Genomic DNA, 17,043 nt, shown 5'->3' on the forward strand with positions numbered 1-17,043 from the left:
ATGGGCGCGCTTCGGTTTTTATTGATCATTTTTGCCGTGTGGCTCGGATGCGGACCGGCGATGGCCGAACGACGCGTTGCGCTGGTGATCGGCAATTCCGCCTACAAGAGCGTCCCCCGGCTCACCAACCCGGCGAACGACGCCACCCTGATCGGCGGCATGTTCAAGAAGGCGGGCTTCGACAATGTCGATGTCAGGCTCGACCTCAACGCCGCCGACATGCGCCGGTCGCTGCGCGATTTTGGCGGCCGGACCCGCGGAGCCGAAGTGGCGTAGCCCGGATGGATGGAGCGCAAGCGTAATCCGGGACCGTTAGCCGCGGACGCAATCGTCCCGGATTGCGCGTCGCTCCATCCGGGCTACGAACTTCGTCAAAAGGTACAAGAGCGAACTTGCGGCAGCGCGGAGAAGCACATTCATCTCGCAGGGGATTCGTCTTCGCCCGCCTGGTGTCCGGCCAGCCGATCGTCGGAGCGGCGCAGCCGCCGGCAAAGCTCGCGATTGATGTTCTGCAGGACGATCACATAGGCGTGGATATCGGCCTTGTAGCACGCGTAGAGCTTTTGCGCCGTCAGCTCGTACAGCACCGTCGGCGCCTCCGCGACCACCGTGGCGGAGCGATTTTGCATTTCAATCAGCGTCATCTCACCGAAGAAATCGCCGGGCTTCAGAACGGAAATCGGGATGACATTCCCCGAGTTCGCCCGCTTGCTCACCGCCAGCCGGCCGGACTTGACGATGAACAGCGAGCGTCCCGGCTCGCCTTCCGCCACGACGGTCGCGCCGGCATCAAAGCGGCGCTCGACCAGCATCGACATCAGGAGGTCGAGGCTTGGGTCCGGGAGACCGCCGAAGAACGGCGTCGCGAGCAGGAACGCTTTCAGCTCGGGGGCACTGACAGCCATTGCGCCAGGATACGCCCCGTCGCGAACTGCGGCAAGCAGAGCGCACACAGGCGATGACGACGCCCGACGTGCTTGAATAAAGACGTCTGCAAATCGCGATCAATCGCGCGTGGCCTACTGCGGCGCAATGCTCTCGCCGCGCAACGTCCCTCGCTTTCGCCATACCTGCAGGTCAATCATGACTTTCACGGTCGCCGCTAGCACCAGCACACACAGCACCGCCTTCGAGATCGTCTCCATCGTCCCCTCGATCAGCAGGCAATGGACCACGCTGCCGGCGACGATGACGGTCGCGAGAGGCACATGAATCAAGCGCCACGTTCGCAGTCGCAGTCCCAATCGCCGACGCAGCGCAGCCAGGAGCGCAACAGTGAAGATGGCCCACATGGCGGTCACGCCAAAGGGGGAGAACGGCGTCGGCGATGAGAAGGTCAGGGCGTCGATCATGTCGGGCGGGCTGGTGAACCAGAGGCCGGCGACGTGGATCACCACCCCCACGGCCAGCGCGCCGCCGATCCAGTGATGGGCGCGCCGTCCGCGATAGGCCGACAGTCCCGGCAGGTATCCGCCGATCAGCAGGGGCTGAACCAGCACGAGACCGAGGGCGATGATCCCCGCAAAGCCGGCGAGGATGTAGACCGGACCTCGCCATGCGAGCAGCTCGCTTCCTGCGGCTTTGGCGATCGGCACGCCGATGGCCAAAGCTAGGGCGACCCAGATCAGGATCACCCGGGCCGATCTCCACCCCTTCACTCGCAACGCGGTCAGGCCGGCTGAAGGACGAAATGCGCTTCCAGGCTGGTTTCCTTTGCGCTCCGCATCACCGGCCGCAGAAAGACGGTTTTGAACTCGCCACTGTCATAGGCGAGGTGACCATGCGGCTGGCCAAAGATGGGAATGATCTGCGGCATCTCGAGCCGGAACTTGCCGTCCTTGTCGGTGAGCGTGGCGCCATGACTCTGCGGCTCGTGCTCCTGCCCTTCGGTCGTGTGCGCCCAGATCTGGATGCGCTGCCCGGCGAGTGGAGCCCCGTCGCCGGCGCGGCGGACGGTGCCGCTCATCCAGAAGCCGCCCTTGCCGATCCGGTCCACGATCGCCGCGCCCTTGCGGTAGTTGTTTGCCCCGCCCGACATCGACTCGGTCGGTGCGAGTCCGTCCGCGCGGGCCGGCAACAGGAGTCCGGGAAGCCCGCTTGCCAAAACCCCTGACGCCAGGACGGAGCCGCCAGCAGCGAGGAGGTTGCGGCGGTTGAGTACGACCATGGTCATGTCCATTCCTCCTGGCAACGGCGCAGTGGCTCCGCCGAGGGTACAACAACAGGCGCCAGAGGCCCAGTTGCGACGAAGGGCGCAATAGGTCGCAATAACAGTGTTGTGAACGGAGGTGCCTGCCACAGCGTCCAAACCACCAGCGCTCCGCACCGCAGTTTTGCGCCAGCTCGGCAATTTTGAATGCCGTCGTTGCTCAAATGGTTGAACGACGGCGTCGTTCTGACACTACATGTGATCCTGCAAACGCGCAGGGTCGCGCAGATCTCCCACTTCCGGAATCCTCACATGATCCCCTTCTCCGTGCTCGACCTCGCGCCCATCCGCCAAGGTGGCGATGCGGCGCAGGCGTTTCGCAATTCGCTCGATCTCGCTCAGCATGCCGAGGCCTGGGGCTACAAGCGGTTCTGGCTGGCCGAGCATCACAACATGACGGGGATCGCGAGCGCGGCGACATCGGTGGTGATCGGGCATGTCGCGGGCGGCACGAAAACCATTCGCGTCGGCTCCGGCGGCGTCATGCTGCCGAACCATTCGCCGCTGGTCATCGCCGAGCAGTTCGGCACGCTGGAGTCGCTCTATCCGGGGCGGATCGATCTCGGGCTCGGGCGGGCGCCGGGCACCGACCAGTTCACCGCACGGGCGCTGCGGCGCGATCTCGCCACCACGTCCGAGAATTTTCCGCACGACGTGCTGGAGTTGCAGGCGCTGCTCGGCGAAGTCAAGCCGGACCAGGCGATCCGCGCCGTGCCCGGCATGGGGACGAAGGTGCCGCTGTGGATCCTGGGATCGAGCACCTTCGGCGCGCAGCTCGCGGCCATGCTTGGCCTTCCCTTCGCCTTCGCCTCGCATTTCGCGCCGCAGATGATGATGCCGGCGCTGCGCGAGTATCGCGCGCGCTTCGAGCCGTCGGCGCAGCTCGACAAGCCCCATGCGATGGTCGGCGTCAACGTGTTCGCCGCCGACAGCGACGCGGAGGCGCAGCGGATGTTCTCCTCGCTCCAGCAGCAGTTCATCAATCTGCGCCGCGGCACGCCCGGCCCGCTGCCGCCGCCGGCCGACGACATGGACGCGCTGTGGTCGCCGGCGGAGAAGGCCGGCGTGGCGCAAGCGCTGTCCTGCTCCGCGGTCGGCTCACCTGAAGTGGTCGAGGAGAAGCTGACGGCACTGATCGCCGAGACCGGCGCGGACGAGCTGATGACCACGGGCCAGATCTACGACCACGCCGCGCGGCTGCGCTCGTTCGAGATTGCAGCTGTGGTGCGTGACAGGCTGGCGGTCTGAGAGGCGTTCTTCCCTGCGGCGTATCCTTCGAGACGCCCGCTTTTGGCGGGCTCCTCAGGATGAGGAACGGAGTTCGCGGCAGTCGTTTCAACGGGCCCCGCTGCCGCTTAGCCTCATCCTGAGGAGACCGCGAGAAGCGGTCGTCTCGAAGGACGAGGCGCGCGCCCAGACGGCCGCTCAGAACGTCGTATGTGATCGCCCACAGCCCGCGAGCGCAGGGCAATCGCATTTGGGCACTCACGAGGGTTTGTCATGCCCGGGCTTGTCCCGGGCATCCACGGTCTTTGTACCGCGAGGCAAACGCGTGGATGGCCGGGACTAGCCCGGCCATGACGCTGTGGAAACGTCAGCGCTCAAAGCTCTCCGCTCTAGTCCGCAAACCCGAACAGCTTCGCCGGATTGTGCACCAAGATCTTCTCCAGCGTCGCCTCATCGGGCGCGTAGCGGTACATCAGCTCGAGCAGATCGGCGTCGTTGGGCGGCTGCTTGACGGAGACCGGATGCGGCCAGTCGCTGGCCCAGACGCAGCGGTCGACGGCTGCCTCGATATAGGCGCGCGCGATCGGGATCACGTCGTCGTAGGGCGGGCCGGCCTTCGAGGTCTTCTCGCCGAGCGAGAGCATGACCCAGAAATTGCCCCTGGCGAGCAGCTCCAGCATCTTGCGCAGGTTCGGATCGTTCCTGCCGGCTTGCGGATCGGGGCGGGCCATGTGGTCGATCAGCACGGGCACGTCGAGATTCTCGTACTTGGCGACGCTGGAGACGATGCCGTCCTTCTCCGGCTGGATCTTGACGTACCAGCCGAGCTCGCGGATGCGGGCGATGGCGCGGGCGAAATCGGCATCCGACAGCACGGCGCCGAGCTCCTGGCGGAAGCTGAAGCGCGCGCCGCGCACACCGGCGTCATGGAGTTTGGAGAGATAGGCGTCGCTCGCCTCCGCGAACACCAGCGCATTGGCGCAGCCGCGATAATTCGGGCCCATCGCGGCGAGGCCGTCGAGCACGACGGAATGGTCGGCGCCATAGGTCGTGGTCTGCACGATGATGCCGCGCTCGATGCCGAGCGTCTTGTGCATGCGCAGCGCCGCTTCCCAGGTCGCGGTCGGCATCCGGTAGGCCGCACCGGGGCGCTCCGGATATTTGTCGATCGGGCCCAGCACGTGGAACTGGCTGTCGATGGTCCTCAGTGGCGGCGCCTTGACCGGGCGGCGCGGGTTCGGGTCGAACGGCAGATAGGTCGGCATGCGAATGCTCCTTCAGTCGATCACGGCGGTGAAGTCGCACTGCACCAGCGCGCCGCCGTCCATGTTGTCCATCGGCAGCGCGTGGCGCGCCGGGCGCGAATGCTCGTCCGGAAACATCTTCAGCCACTCGACATTGACGGGTGCGCGCTGCGAGCGGTCCTTCAGCCACACCGTCATCTTGATGATGTCGTCGGTGGTGCCGCCGGCGGCCTCGACCGTCGCCTTCATGTGCGCGAACATATTGGCGCATTGCGCGTCGAGGCTCTCGGGCATGGCGCCGGCCGCATCGCGGCCGAGGATGACGCCCGACATCACGAGATTGCCGATGCGGCAGGCGTTCGGAATCGGATTGGCGTGCTTGAAGCCGCCGATATGGATGCTCTTGCGCCGTGTCATGGTGCGCTCCCTCTTCTGTGTTGGTTCAGACGAACTGGCACGACACCGAGCCGAACGCACCATAGTCGGCGTGGAAGGTGTCGCCGCGGCGGATGTCCACGGGACGCGTGAACGATCCCGCCAGCACCACCTCGCCGGCCTTAAGATATTCGTCATGCGGCGCGAGGCGATTGGCGAGCCAGGCGATGCCGTTGGCGGGATGGTTGAGCACGCCGGCGGCAAGCCCGGTCTCCTCGACCTCGCCGTTGCGGAACAGAAGCGCGCCGATCCAGCGCAGGTCCGCATCCATGGGGCGGAACGGACGGCCGCCGAGCACCAGCGCGGCATTCGCCGCGTTGTCCGAGATCGTGTCCATGACCTTTCGCGTCTTGCCGGTCTCGGGATCGACGCGATGCATCCGCGTCTCCAGGATCTCCAGCGCCGGTGTCACGTAGTCGGTGGCGTTGAGCACGTCGAAGATGGTGCAGTCGGGCCCGCGCAGCGGCGCCTTCAGCACGAAGGCGAGCTCGACCTCGATTCGTGGTGCGTGAAAGCGATCGAACGGGATCGGCGTGGCGTCGGCATAGAACATATCGGCGAACAGCACGCCGTAATCGGGCTCGGAGATGCCGACCGCGTTCTGCATCGCCTTCGAGGTCAGGCCGATCTTGTGGCCCTTGATGACGCGGCCGCGGCCGAGCTGGAGTTTCGTCCAGGCGCGCTGGATGGCGTAGGCGTCCTCGATCGTGAGGCCGGGATACTCTTTCGAGAACATCGGGATCAGCGCCTTGGTGCGCTCGGCCTCGTCCAGGCGCGCGGCAAGGCGTTCGATCGTGGCGGCATCCAGCATGATCTATTGCTCCGCGGCGACGGTGTTGCGCAGCACGCCGATGCCAGCAGACTCGACCTCGACGACGTCGCCGACTTTCAGCCAGCGCGGCGGATCGAAGCGCGCGCCCGCCCCGGTCGGCGTGCCCGTCACGATCATGTCGCCGGGCTTCAGGGTGGCGAAGGTGGAGAGATAGGAGATCAGGAAGTCGAACGGGAACATCAGCCGCTCGGTGGTGTCCTGCTGCCGCACCTCGCCGTTGACGCGCGTGATGATGTCGTGCGGCCCGCGCGGGTCGAGCTCGTCCGCCGTGACGATCCACGGGCCGATGCTGCCGGAGCGGTCGAAATTCTTGCCTTGCGTGACGTTGAACTTGCCGTGGCGTAGCCAGTCGCGGATCGTGCCCTCGTTGCACAGCGTCATGCCGAAGATGTGGGACCACGCCTTTTCGCGCGGGATGTGACGACCGCCCTGCCCGATCACGATGACGAGCTCGCCTTCGTAGTCGAGCTGATCCGAAACGTCAGGCTTCTCCAGCGACTGGCCGGAGCCTGTCATCGACGACATGCTGCGCACGAACAGGCTCGGATATTTGGGCAGGTCCGAATTGTCCTTGTATTCGGCGTTGCGCTCGGCGTAGTTGACGCCGATGCACCAGAGCTTTTCGGGCGCCAGCACCGGCGGCAGCAGGACGAGATCATCGAGCGCGTAATCCGGCTTCTGATCGGCAATCGCTTCCTGCGCGTCAGCCAGCGCATTGGCCGCGATCAGCGCCTTCACGTCGGAGAAGTCGCGGCCGATCCGCTTGGTCAGATCGACCACGCCGCCCGCGACAGCCGCGCCGTAGCGGAGCTCGCCGTCCAAGAGATAGCTCAGGAGTCGCATTGTCGTTTTCTCCAGTGATCGTTGGGCACAAGGGCCGGCGCGATGGGCCGCGCGCTCAGTCGGTCGATTTGGGAGTCTGGAACACGGTGTTCAGCGTCACGATCTCGCCGAGGCGGGCGTAGCGGGGACCGCCGATGCGCGCGATCGGGTCGAGCGCCCTGGTCTCGACCTTGCCATTTTCCACGAGGCCGTCGCGAATGTGGAACATCACGACCTCACCGACGATGAGCCGGCTGCGGGCCTCGCCGAATTCGAGGCACTGCCGGAACACGCATTCCATCGCGACCGGCGCGGCCGCGAGCCGCGGCACCTTGATGCGCTCGCTGGCGAGCGTTTCGAGGCCAAGCTTTTCGACCTCGCTGACTTCAGGCGGATGCTCGATAGAGCTGTCGTGCACCGCTGACATCAGCGGGGTATCGGCGATGTGGATCACATACTCCTCGGTATCGAGGATGTTGTGCGCGGTGTCCTTGTAGTCGGCGCCCTTGCGGCCGACGCTGATGGCGAGCATCGGCGGCTTCTGCGAGACGAAGGTGAAGGCGCTGAAGGGCGCGAGGTTGAGCACGCCGGAGCGCGACAGGCTCGTCACCCAGGCGATCGGGCGCGGCACCACGATGCCGGTCATCAGCCGGTAGATGCGCTCCGCGCCGAGCTCGGTGGGGTCGATCCGCATCGATCAGTCCGCCTTGATGTTGGCCTTGCGCACGACCGGAATCCACTTGGCGTCCTCGCGCTCGAGATAAGCCTTGAACTCGTCCGACGTCATCGGGGTGGATTCTCCGCCAAGCTTCTCGAACTTGTCGATCACGCCGGGGTCTTTCAGGATCGCAACCAGCGTCTCGTGCAGCTTGTCGACAACAGGCGCCGGCGTGCCCGCGGGCGCGAACAGGCCCGTGAAGGTCTGGCCGTCGAAATCCTTGTAGCCGAGCTCGGCAAAGGTCGGGACGTCAGGCAGCGACTTCAGCCGGTGCGGGCTGGTGACCGCGAGCGCGCGGAACAAGCCGGCCTTGATGTGCTGGAGGCTGACCGTGAGCTGGTCGAACGCGAACTGCACCTGCCCGCCGAGCAGATCGTTGATGGCGGGCGCGTTGCCGCGGTAATGCGCGGTGACCCATTGCAGCTCGAGGCTCGACTGCATCAGCTCGCTGAGCAGATGGTTGGTGGTGCCGGGGCCGGGCGAAGCCATGGTCAGCTTGCCGGGCTCGCGCTTGGCGAGCTCGATGAATTCCTTGAAATTGTTGGCCTGGACGGAGGGATGCACCTCGAGCACCAGCGGCGTCATCGAGATGGTCGAGATCGGCAGAAAATCCTTCTTCCAGTTATAGGCATCGCGCTTGTTGATCTCGGTCGCGAACAGCACCGGGCCGTTGGCGCCGACGAACAGCGTGTAGCCGTCGGGCGCCGATTTCGCGAAGGCTTCGCCCGCGATCATGCCGCCGGCGCCGGCCTTGTTCTCGATGATGAAGGGCTGGCCGAGCTTTTCCTGGAGCTTGTCGGCGATGATGCGCGCGGCGCTGTCGACATTGCCGCCGGCCGGATAGGGCACGATCAGCTTGACGCTGCGTGCCGGCCATTGCTGGGCCGCCGCGGGCCCGGTCAGCATTGCGGCTGCGGCAGCTATGGCAATCCAGATTAATCTCATGTTAACCTCCCGGCGGCGCTTCCAATTTCGCTTCGAATGCCCCGACGTCGCGCAAGGCGTCTCGAAAGGCATCTCGATCGGAGCGCAATCTCCAGATGCGCGCTTTACCTGTCGAGTGAATTGTGGCGTTCTTGTCCATATTATGGACAAACGACCTTCTCCGAAAGCCGCCCGCGGCATGACAGAACCGCGACAGGGCGCGCAGGCGATCCGGCGCGCGCTCGCGGTGCTGCGCATTCTTGCCGCGGGCCGCGAGGACGGTGTGCCGCTGGCCGAGGTCGTGCGGGCGACCGGCCTCACCCGTCCGACGGTGCACCGCATCGTCCACGTGCTGATCGAGGAAGGCATCGTCGAACGGCACGATCGAACCGGCCGCTACGCGATCGGCAACCAGGTGCCGGAATTGGCGCTGGCACGGGCGCGGCCGTCGCGGCTGCTGGTCGCGGCGAATCCGTCGCTGCGGCGCGCCTCCGCCGAGATCGGCGACACGCTGTTCCTGACGGTGCGGACCGGCAACGACACGCTGTGCGTCGATCGCAGGATCGGCGTCTATCCGATCCAGGTGCTGTCGATCGAGGTCGGCGCGCGCCGGCCGCTCGGCGTCTCTAGCGCCGGCGTCGCCATCCTCGCCGCGATGCCGGCGCAGGACGCCCGAAAAATCGTCGCAGCCAACGAGAAGCGGTTCGGGGCCTACCAGACCGACGTCGCAACCGTGATCGGCGAGGTCACCGCAGCACGAAAGCGCGGTTACTATATGAGGGAGATCGGCCTCGTGCAGGGCACGAAATCGATCTCGACCTGGATCAAGACCCCGGACGGACAGCCCGCCGCGGCCATGACCGTCTCCGCCGTTCGGACGAGGCTCGGCCCCCGCCGCGAGCAGGAGGTCGCGGAGATCCTGCTGCGGGAGGCGCGGATCATCGAGCAGGCGATCCGGGGGTAGGCACGAAGGGCGCTGCTTCGCCTCTCCCCGCGTGCGGTATGTCAATCGCACATCAGCCGTGTGTTGGGCGTACTGAAGCAACCACAGCGTCATGGCCGGGCTTGTCCCGGCCATCCACGTCTTTCCCCGCGGCACAAAGAACGTGGATGCCCGGGCATAGGCGAACGGGAGCGACGCCGTCCTTCGGACGGCTATGCCCGGGCATGACGACCTCTTATGAATAGTCAATGGGCTGACGTGGCGCTCCGTTTTGTGGCACAAGGGCCGCCATCGCCGACCGAGCAACGAGGCCACGCATGCCCGCGCCAAAACCGCCTGCCTTCGAGACCCTGAGCCTGCATGCGGGCCAGCATCCGGATCCCGCGACCGGCGCCCGCGCGGTGCCGATCTACCAGACCACGTCCTACGTGTTTCAGGATTCCGATCACGCCGCCGCACTGTTCAACCTGGAGCGCGCCGGCCACATCTACACGCGCATCTCCAATCCGACCACCGGCGTGCTGGAGGAGCGGCTCGCGGCGCTCGAAGGCGGCGTCGGTGCGATCTGCACCGCGAGCGGCATGGCCGCGCTGCATCTCGCCATCGCGACGCTGCTCAACGCCGGCGACCACATCGTGGCATCGAGCTCGCTCTATGGCGGCACCATCAACCTGCTCGCCCACACGCTGCCGCGCTTCGGCATCACCACGACCTTCGTCAAGCCGCGCGACCTCGCTGCATTCCGCGCGGCGATCCGGCCGAACACCAAGCTCGTGATCGGCGAGACCATCGGCAATCCCGGGCTCGAGGTGCTCGATATCCCGAAGGTCGCGGCGATCGCGCATGACGCAAGAATTCCGCTGCTGATCGACAACACCTTTGCGACGCCCTATCTCAGCCGGCCGATCGAGCTCGGGGCCGACATCGTCATGCATTCGGCGACCAAGTGGATCGGCGGCCACGGCATCGCGATCGGCGGCGCTATCGTCGACGGTGGCCGTTTTGACTGGCGTTCATCCGGAAAATTCGGCGTGCTGACCGAGCCCTATGGCGGCTATCACGGCATCGTCTTCGACGAGCAGTTCGGCACCGCAGCCTTCATCATGCGCGCGCGCACCGAGGGCCTGCGCGATTTCGGCGCCTGCCTGTCGCCGACCAACGCGTTCCAGCTCTTGCAGGGCGTGGAGACGCTGGGCGTGCGCATGGACCGCCACATGCAGAACACGCACCTAGTGCTGGAGGCGCTGAAGACCAACAAGGCCGTCGACTGGGTGCTGCATCCCTCGCTCGAGGACCACACGGACTACCAGCTCGCCAAGCAGCTCTTGCCGCGCGGCGCCGGCTCGATCGTCTCCTTCGGCATCAAGGGCGGACGGCCCGCCGGCCGCAAGTTCATCGAGCAGCTGCGCATGATCAGCCATCTCGCCAATGTCGGCGACGCCAAGACGCTGGTGATCCACCCGGCCTCGACCACGCACCAGCAGATGGACGCCGAGCAGCTCAAGGCCGCCGGCATCGGCGAAGAGCTGGTGCGTCTCTCGGTCGGCATCGAGACGGCGTCGGACATCATCGACGACCTCAATCAAGCGCTGCGCATCTCGCAAAAGGTTTAGGCCATGAAGCTCTCCGTCAACGGCGCCGAGGTGTTTGTCGCAACCGGCGGCCGCGAATTCGACAAGTCCCTGCCCGCGGTCGTCTTCATCCACGGCGCCGGCTTCGACCACTCGACCTGGGCGCTGCACACGCGCTGGTTCGCCCATCACGGCTACTCCGTGCTGGCGCCTGATATGCCCGGTCACGGCCGCTCGGCCGGTCCCTCGCTCGCGAGCATCGCCGAGATGGCCGACTGGACGGCGTCGCTGCTCGATGCCGCAGGAGCTGCGAAGGCGCATCTGATCGGCCACTCCATGGGATCGCTGATCTCGCTGGAGACGGCAGCGCGGCACCCCGACAAGGTCGCCGCGCTGAGCCTGATCGGCACCGCCGCGACCATGACGGTCGGCCCTGATCTGCTGAAGGCGGCCGAAGCCAACTCGCAGGATGCCAACGACATGGTGTCAATCTGGGGCCTCGGCTTCAACGCCGAGCTCGGCGGCAGCCTCGCGCCGGGCCTGTGGATGCATGGCGGCGCGCAGGCGGTGCTGAAATCTTGCGAGCCGGGCGTGCTGTTCAGGGATCTGTCGGCCTGCAATGCTTACGCGAATGCGCTGCAAGCTGCCGCGAGCGTCAAAGTGCCTGCGACGCTCATCCTCGGCGAACGGGACATGATGACACCGGCGAAGGCGGGCAAGGCGCTCGCGGCGGCGATCCCGCATGCGAAGACCGTCGTGGTGCCGGGCGCCGGCCACATGATCATGGCCGAGCGCCCGGATGAGTTGCTGGCGGCGCTGAAAGGCTGAAAGTTTGGCGTCAGGTACCTCTACAATGTCATGGCCGGGCATAGCCGTCCGAAGGACGGCGTCGCTTCCGCTCGCCTATGTCCCGGCCATCCACGTCTGGCCGCGCGGAGCGAAGAACGTGGATGCCCGGGACCCGGCTCCGCGAACGCTTCGCCGGGCTTACAGGTGTTGGGCCGGCGAAGCCTGGGCGAAGACGGCAAGCCCGGGCATGACGATATCTTGCCAGTGACTCCGCTCAAGACCCCGGCGTCCATTTCCAGACGATGTCGGAGACGTTGACCGGCTTTGGGATCAGGCCGAGCTTTGCGAAGCGGTCAGCGACCGCCTGCTGGCTCTTGACCACCTCGGCATCGAGCGGCACCACGCGATAATTGGAGCGGGCGACGAAGCGCTTGACAGCTTCGATGTCGACGCCGGTCGCCTCGGCTTGCGCCTTCGCCACGTCCTCATGGTGCGAATCCGCCCATACGCCCTCGGACGCGAAGGCCGTGTTGAGCTTCGCAACGAGGGAGGGATATTTCTCCACGAAATCGGTGCCGGCGATGTAGAAGGCGTTCGGCTTGTGCACGTCCTTGTCGAAGGCGATGACGCGCGCATTCTCCTTCAGTTCGGCGAGCGCGAGATAGGGATCCCAGATCGACCAGGCGTCGACCGAGCCCTTCACGAAGGCCGCCGTCGCATCGGCCGGCGCGAGCGGCGCAGGCGTGATGTCGGACCAGGACAGGCCGGCCTTCTCGAGCGCCGCGACCAGGAGATTGTGCGCGCTCGATCCCTTGCCGAAGGCGACGCGCTTGCCCTTGAGATCGGCCAGCGCGTGAACCGGCGAGTCCTTCGGCACGACGATCGCCTGGGTGTTGCCGTCCGATTTCACCGCGGCGACGTAGCGGATCTTTGCGCCGCCGGCCTGCGCGAAGATCGGCGGGGAGTCGCCGACATAGCCGAAATCGACGCTGCCGACATTGATGGCCTCCAGCAGCGGCGGACCGAACTGGAAGTCGATCCACTTGATCTCAATGCCGAGCGGCCTGAAGGCGTTTTCGAGCGTCTGACGCTGGCGCACCGCCGGGAAGAAGCCGCCTTTCTGGGTGCCGATGCGGATTTCCGCGGGCTTGTCCTCAGCGCGTGCGGGGACAGCCAAGGCGGTCGCGAGCAGGAGTGTCGTTGCGAGTATTTGTCGTCGCGTAATCATATCGCGGTCCTTTCGGTGGGATCAGTTGGCGAAGAGTTGCGAATTCGCGCGCCGGCTCCGCTCGGAGAACACCGCGCGCGCGGCCCGCTCGGCCTCGCGGGCGGAGCGGAACTGGCGGCCTTCGAGGCTGTCGAACAGGCGCTCGGAGGAAAAGAAGCGGAAGCCGCGCGCGTCTCGGGTGATGATGCCGGCGGCGCGGTCGTGGATTTCGATGATGTAGGCGTTGGACTGGGCTTCAAACTGGGCTTCGAACTGGGCTTGGGACATGACTGCTCATTCGCCGGGATTGCGGCGTTCCTGTCTTGGGATTTGCGATGTGACGTGCTGAAAGGGAGGCGGTCAGCAACAACAACAGGCGCCGGTGGCCGCCGAGAAACAGCGCCGCATCATGCACGCGTGCATGTCGCCTGGATTACGCTGGTGATCGGTTCTCATGTTGCGGCTTCGGCTCGAGGAGCAGTTTCGATGCTGCAAATATCGAGCGATTGGCGCGATCGGTCAATGAAATGGCTATCCATAATTACGTGCGGCGCGTTGGGTCGCTTCTCCCGCCGCAAGCGCTGACAGGCAGATTCATCTCGCGATGAGTTCAACGCGCGTGAGCGACGCACATGATACGCTCCGTCGGAGAGCAAAATAGAAGATTGGGAGATCCCGGCATGGCAAATGATCTGAAGGGGCGCACGGCGCTCGTCACCGGCGGCTCACGCGGGATCGGCGCCGCCGTCTGCCGCCTGCTGGCCGAGGCCGGCGCGGCGGTGTCGATCAACTGCCGCGAGCGGATCGGGCAGGCCGAGCAACTGGCGGGCGAGATCAACAAGCGCGGCGGCCGCGCCATCGCCGTTGCCGCCGACGTGTCGCAGCGCGAGGCTGTCGCTGCGATGGTCGCACGCGTCACCGCCGAGCTTGGCCCCATCGACATTCTCGTCAACAATGCCGGCATCGCCATCACGCGCGGCGTCGACGATCTCACCGAGGACGATTTCGACCGTACCATCCTGGTCAATCTGAAATCCGCCTTCCTGTGCACGCAGGCGGTGTTGCCGGCGATGCGCGCGCGGAGATGGGGGCGCATTGTCAACATCTCCTCCGGCGCCGCCCGCGGCGCCGGCTCGATCGGCCCGCACTACAATGCGTCCAAGGCCGGCATGGAGGGGCTGACGCGCGGCTATGCTGCGCGGCTGGTGAAAGACGGCATCACCGTCAACGCAGTGGCGCCGTCGCTGATCGAGACCGACATGATGAGCGGCCAGCCCCAACTCGTCAGCCGCATCCCGCTCGGCCGCTTCGGCACCGCGGAGGAGGTGGCGAAGGCGGTGATGCTGCTGGTCGACAATGCCTACATGACCGGCCAGACCATCGCGCTGAGCGGCGGGATGGCGTTTAACTAGGCGAGCGGCTGGCTTCCTTCACCTCTCCCCGCTTGCGGGGAGAGGTCGGGGTGAGGGGGTACAGGTCCCACGACGATCTCGCGTGTCGAGAGAGGCCCCTCTCCCCGTAAGAACGGGGAGAGGGAGAAGAGACAGCCGTAGGGTGGGCAAAGCGGAGCGTGCCCACCATTTCTATCGCGGTGTTGGACATGCGGTGGGCACGGCGCAAGTGCGCCTTTGCCCACCCTACGATTCTGGACTCGCGGAGAGAGACCCCTCACCCGTCTCGCCGCTTCGCGGCGAGCCACCTCTCCCACAAGGGGGAGAGAGTAAGTGCACTACCACATCGTCGCAGCCGCGCGCTCCGGCCAGATGCGATCATATTCCGCGCCGCCGACCTTGTTCTGGCTCATCTCGGCGAGGATCTGGCCGGGCGTCGGCAAGGTCTTCGGATCGATCCGCTTGTCGGGATTCCAGAGGTCGGAGCGGACGATCGCGCGGGCGCACTGGAAGTAGATCTCGTCCACATTCATCACCATCACGCTGCGCGGCGCCTTGCCTTCGACCTTGAAGGACGCCAGCAGCTCCGGATCGATCGACAGATGCGCGCGGCCGTTGGCGCGGACCGCATTGCCGGAGCCGGGGACCAGGAACATCAGGGACACGCGCGGGTCGCGCACGATGTTGCGCAGGGAATCGACCCGGTTGTTGCCGCGGCGATCCGGCAGCATCAGAGTCTTGGGGTCGTGAATGCGGACGAAGCCGGGCAGATCGCCGCGCGGCGAGCAGTCGATGCCCTCGGGCCCGATGGTGGCGAGCGCCGCGAACGGCGCCTTCTCGATGAAGATGCGATAGAGCGGCGTCACATGGTCGGCGACTTTCACGGTCGAGGCGTCGTTGGTGGCGCCGTAGATGGCCTCTAGCTGCTCGACCGTTTCGATTACCGACATTCTTCCACTCTCCTTTGCACTAGTCGCTACTCGCGCCAGCCTTCGTTCCTGATCACGCGCACGAGCTGACGGCTGTGATAATCCGCGCCCCCGGCGTTGAGGATGGTGACATCGGCCTGCGATGCTGCGTCGTCGACGCTGCGGGACAGCCGGTCCGCGATATTGCCGTCGCTGTGCCGGGCGCGAGCGGCAAGCCGCTGCGCCAGCACATCCGGCGGCGCCGTGATGGCGACCACCACGACATCGGCATAGGCCTGGCGCAGCGCGGCAATCACGGTGCGCGAGACGTTGACGACGACGGCGCGGCCGGCGCGGATGTCGTCGTTGATTTCGAGCGGCAGCGCGTAGGAATGCCCATGCGCCTCCCAATGCACGGCGAAATCGCCGTGATCGATCCCGCGTCGGAATTCGTCCGGGCTCATGGCAATGTTGTCCTCAGCCGCCGAGGACTCCCGCGTCACGACGCGACGCGGAAAGACGACGTTCTGATCGTCGGTGCAGGCCGCCTGCGCCAGCCGCAGCAAGGTGTCCTTGCCGGCGCCGCTGGGACCGACCACGAGCACGAGCCGGCCAGGGCCGATCGCACCCGCCTCGCCCTGCGCCATGGTCGCGGTCTCGCTCATGCGACCCGGCCTCCTTCGCGCCAGACGCTGCGGACTACGGGGACGCTGCCCGCGATGTGCACGCGGATGAGGTCGGCGCGCCTGCCGACCGCGATCTCGCCGCGGTCGGAGAGCCCGACCGCTTCGGCCGGCGCTTTCGTCACGGTGCGAACTGCCGCCGAAAGGCTGATCGCGGGCACATGTTCCGGCAATTGCAGCGCGGCCATCAAAAGGCTCGATGGAATGTAGTCCGACGAGAGAATGTCGAGCAGGCCCTCGCGGGCGAGATCGACCGCAGCGATATTGCCGGAGTGCGAGCCGCCGCGCACGACGTTGGGCGCGCCCATCAGGATGTCGATGCCGGCCTGATGCAGGCCGCGCGCGGCCTCCAGCGTCGTCGGGAATTCCGCCACCGAAACGCGATCGCGCACGGCGTCCGCGACATTCTCCTCGGTGGTATCGTCGTGGCTCGCCAGCGGAATCTTGTACTGATGCGCCAGCGCCACGATCTCGCGCATGTTGGTCGCAGCATGAGCCTTCTGATACTCGAAGCGTTTTGCGAACAGCTCGTCGAGCTCGGCATCGGTCTTGCCGCCGCCCTTGCCGCGATAATAGTCGCGCAGCTTGCCCTCGTCGCGGAACTGGCGCTGGCCGGGGGTGTGATCCATCAGCGACATCAGCTTCACATCGGGACGGTCGATCAGCTCCTTGGCCTCCTCGACCACGCTCGGCATCGGGATTTCGCAGCGCAGATGCAGGAAGTGGTCGGCGCGCAGCAGGTCGGCGTCGCGCGCGGTCGTGATCGCGGCGGCGAGCGTGCCGGCACGGCCGTCGACTTCCTCGGCGCCGTCCTCGCGCCAGACCCGAAGCGAGTCGAACACGGTGGTGATGCCTGATGTGGCGAGCTGGCCGTCATAGGAGACAACGGCGGCGACCGGATTCCAGAACACCTTCGGCCGCGGCACGTAATGCGCTTCGAGATGGTCGGTGTGGAGCTCGATCAGGCCCGGCATGATGAGGTCGCCGCCGGCATCCTCCGCACCCGCGGGTGCCCTGCCCTCGCCGATCTCGGCGATGCGTCCATTTGCGAGAGCCAGCCAGCCCTGCTCGATCACCCGGTCAGCCAGCACGATCCTGGCATTGGCGATCACGGCGTCCTTCGGCTTGGCGTTCATTTCA

Annotated in this window: 19 protein-coding genes and 1 pseudogene; 6 read left to right on the forward strand and 14 right to left on the reverse strand. The window is 66.0% G+C overall.

What is annotated here, in order from left to right; all coding sequences use genetic code 11:
- Positions 1 to 273: pseudogene (locus XI09_RS38560) on the forward strand (caspase family protein); the annotation flags it as partial.
- 143 nt (positions 274 to 416) lie between these two features.
- Here the strand turns inward: XI09_RS38560 and XI09_RS38565 are convergent.
- The 3 genes from XI09_RS38565 to XI09_RS38575 form a co-directional block, all read right to left on the reverse strand.
- Complete coding sequence (locus XI09_RS38565) at positions 417 to 905, reverse strand: cyclic nucleotide-binding domain-containing protein (protein WP_271571705.1); 489 nt, start codon at positions 903 to 905, stop codon at positions 417 to 419.
- Between the two features lie 114 nt (positions 906 to 1,019).
- Positions 1,020 to 1,658: a ferric reductase gene (locus tag XI09_RS38570; RefSeq protein ID WP_271571706.1), complete on the reverse strand. Its 639-nt coding sequence runs from the start codon at positions 1,656 to 1,658 to the stop codon at positions 1,020 to 1,022.
- An 11-nt stretch (positions 1,659 to 1,669) separates the two neighbouring features.
- Positions 1,670 to 2,173 carry a Twin-arginine translocation pathway signal gene (locus XI09_RS38575; protein ID WP_271571572.1) on the reverse strand — a complete coding sequence of 168 codons (504 nt, stop codon included), beginning with the start codon at positions 2,171 to 2,173 and terminating at the stop codon, positions 1,670 to 1,672.
- 288 nt (positions 2,174 to 2,461) lie between these two features.
- Between XI09_RS38575 and XI09_RS38580 the strand changes: the two genes are divergently transcribed.
- Positions 2,462 to 3,457: an LLM class flavin-dependent oxidoreductase gene (locus XI09_RS38580; protein WP_271571573.1), complete on the forward strand. Its 996-nt coding sequence runs from the start codon at positions 2,462 to 2,464 to the stop codon at positions 3,455 to 3,457.
- A 368-nt stretch (positions 3,458 to 3,825) separates the two neighbouring features.
- On the opposite strand, the gene XI09_RS38585 is transcribed toward XI09_RS38580, so the two are convergent.
- The 6 genes from XI09_RS38585 to XI09_RS38610 are packed head-to-tail and all read right to left on the reverse strand — an operon-like array spanning position 3,826 to position 8,432.
- A complete protein-coding gene (locus XI09_RS38585) occupies positions 3,826 to 4,701 on the reverse strand; it encodes an amidohydrolase family protein (protein ID WP_271571574.1) in 876 nt (291 codons plus the stop codon).
- Positions 4,702 to 4,713: 12 nt separating this feature from the next.
- Positions 4,714 to 5,097, reverse strand: a complete 384-nt coding sequence (locus XI09_RS38590; RefSeq protein WP_027542446.1) for a RidA family protein — start codon at positions 5,095 to 5,097, stop codon at positions 4,714 to 4,716.
- 25 nt (positions 5,098 to 5,122) lie between these two features.
- Positions 5,123 to 5,926 carry a 2-oxo-hept-4-ene-1,7-dioate hydratase gene (gene hpaH, locus XI09_RS38595; RefSeq protein WP_271571575.1) on the reverse strand — a complete coding sequence of 268 codons (804 nt, stop codon included), beginning with the start codon at positions 5,924 to 5,926 and terminating at the stop codon, positions 5,123 to 5,125.
- A 3-nt stretch (positions 5,927 to 5,929) separates the two neighbouring features.
- A complete protein-coding gene (locus tag XI09_RS38600) occupies positions 5,930 to 6,790 on the reverse strand; it encodes a fumarylacetoacetate hydrolase family protein (protein WP_271571576.1) in 861 nt (286 codons plus the stop codon).
- A gap of 55 nt (positions 6,791 to 6,845) precedes the next feature.
- Positions 6,846 to 7,463, reverse strand: a complete 618-nt coding sequence (locus XI09_RS38605) for a flavin reductase family protein (RefSeq protein ID WP_271571577.1) — start codon at positions 7,461 to 7,463, stop codon at positions 6,846 to 6,848.
- A 3-nt stretch (positions 7,464 to 7,466) separates the two neighbouring features.
- Positions 7,467 to 8,432: a Bug family tripartite tricarboxylate transporter substrate binding protein gene (locus XI09_RS38610; RefSeq protein WP_271571578.1), complete on the reverse strand. Its 966-nt coding sequence runs from the start codon at positions 8,430 to 8,432 to the stop codon at positions 7,467 to 7,469.
- 142 nt (positions 8,433 to 8,574) lie between these two features.
- Here XI09_RS38610 and XI09_RS38615 point away from each other — a divergent pair, with 142 nt between their 5' ends.
- From XI09_RS38615 to XI09_RS38625, 3 genes are all read left to right on the forward strand, one after another.
- On the forward strand, positions 8,575 to 9,375 hold the full coding sequence (locus XI09_RS38615) for an IclR family transcriptional regulator (protein ID WP_271571579.1): 801 nt from the start codon (positions 8,575 to 8,577) through the stop codon (positions 9,373 to 9,375).
- A gap of 296 nt (positions 9,376 to 9,671) precedes the next feature.
- Positions 9,672 to 10,967 carry an O-acetylhomoserine aminocarboxypropyltransferase gene (locus XI09_RS38620; RefSeq protein WP_271571580.1) on the forward strand — a complete coding sequence of 432 codons (1,296 nt, stop codon included), beginning with the start codon at positions 9,672 to 9,674 and terminating at the stop codon, positions 10,965 to 10,967.
- Positions 10,968 to 10,970: 3 nt separating this feature from the next.
- Positions 10,971 to 11,753: an alpha/beta fold hydrolase gene (locus XI09_RS38625; protein ID WP_271571581.1), complete on the forward strand. Its 783-nt coding sequence runs from the start codon at positions 10,971 to 10,973 to the stop codon at positions 11,751 to 11,753.
- 235 nt (positions 11,754 to 11,988) lie between these two features.
- On the opposite strand, the gene XI09_RS38630 is transcribed toward XI09_RS38625, so the two are convergent.
- Together XI09_RS38630 and XI09_RS38635 are read right to left on the reverse strand one after the other, a co-directional pair.
- On the reverse strand, positions 11,989 to 12,942 hold the full coding sequence (locus XI09_RS38630; protein ID WP_271571582.1) for an aliphatic sulfonate ABC transporter substrate-binding protein: 954 nt from the start codon (positions 12,940 to 12,942) through the stop codon (positions 11,989 to 11,991).
- 21 nt (positions 12,943 to 12,963) lie between these two features.
- Positions 12,964 to 13,209 carry a hypothetical protein gene (locus XI09_RS38635; protein WP_271571583.1) on the reverse strand — a complete coding sequence of 82 codons (246 nt, stop codon included), beginning with the start codon at positions 13,207 to 13,209 and terminating at the stop codon, positions 12,964 to 12,966.
- Positions 13,210 to 13,601: 392 nt separating this feature from the next.
- Here XI09_RS38635 and XI09_RS38640 point away from each other — a divergent pair, with 392 nt between their 5' ends.
- Positions 13,602 to 14,333 (forward strand): SDR family NAD(P)-dependent oxidoreductase, encoded by a 732-nt coding sequence (locus XI09_RS38640; protein ID WP_271571584.1) that lies wholly within the window; start codon positions 13,602 to 13,604, stop codon positions 14,331 to 14,333.
- A 317-nt stretch (positions 14,334 to 14,650) separates the two neighbouring features.
- On the opposite strand, the gene XI09_RS38645 is transcribed toward XI09_RS38640, so the two are convergent.
- Genes XI09_RS38645 through XI09_RS38655 form a run of 3 tightly spaced genes read right to left on the reverse strand, consistent with a single transcriptional unit; the run spans position 14,651 to position 17,039 of the window.
- The gene (locus tag XI09_RS38645; RefSeq protein WP_271571585.1) at positions 14,651 to 15,262 is read right to left on the reverse strand and encodes a pyridoxamine 5'-phosphate oxidase family protein; all 612 of its coding nucleotides are present in this window, start codon (positions 15,260 to 15,262) and stop codon (positions 14,651 to 14,653) included.
- A 26-nt stretch (positions 15,263 to 15,288) separates the two neighbouring features.
- A complete protein-coding gene (gene phnN / locus XI09_RS38650; RefSeq protein ID WP_271571586.1) occupies positions 15,289 to 15,885 on the reverse strand; it encodes a phosphonate metabolism protein/1,5-bisphosphokinase (PRPP-forming) PhnN in 597 nt (198 codons plus the stop codon).
- Complete coding sequence (locus tag XI09_RS38655) at positions 15,882 to 17,039, reverse strand: alpha-D-ribose 1-methylphosphonate 5-triphosphate diphosphatase (protein WP_271571587.1); 1,158 nt, start codon at positions 17,037 to 17,039, stop codon at positions 15,882 to 15,884. Before XI09_RS38655 ends, phnN begins: the two co-directional genes overlap by 4 nt.
- Positions 17,040 to 17,043: the final 4 nt, after the last annotated feature.

Origin of the sequence: Bradyrhizobium sp. CCBAU 11386 (genome assembly GCF_028128955.1) — a bacterium.
GTDB lineage: Bacteria > Pseudomonadota > Alphaproteobacteria > Rhizobiales > Xanthobacteraceae > Bradyrhizobium.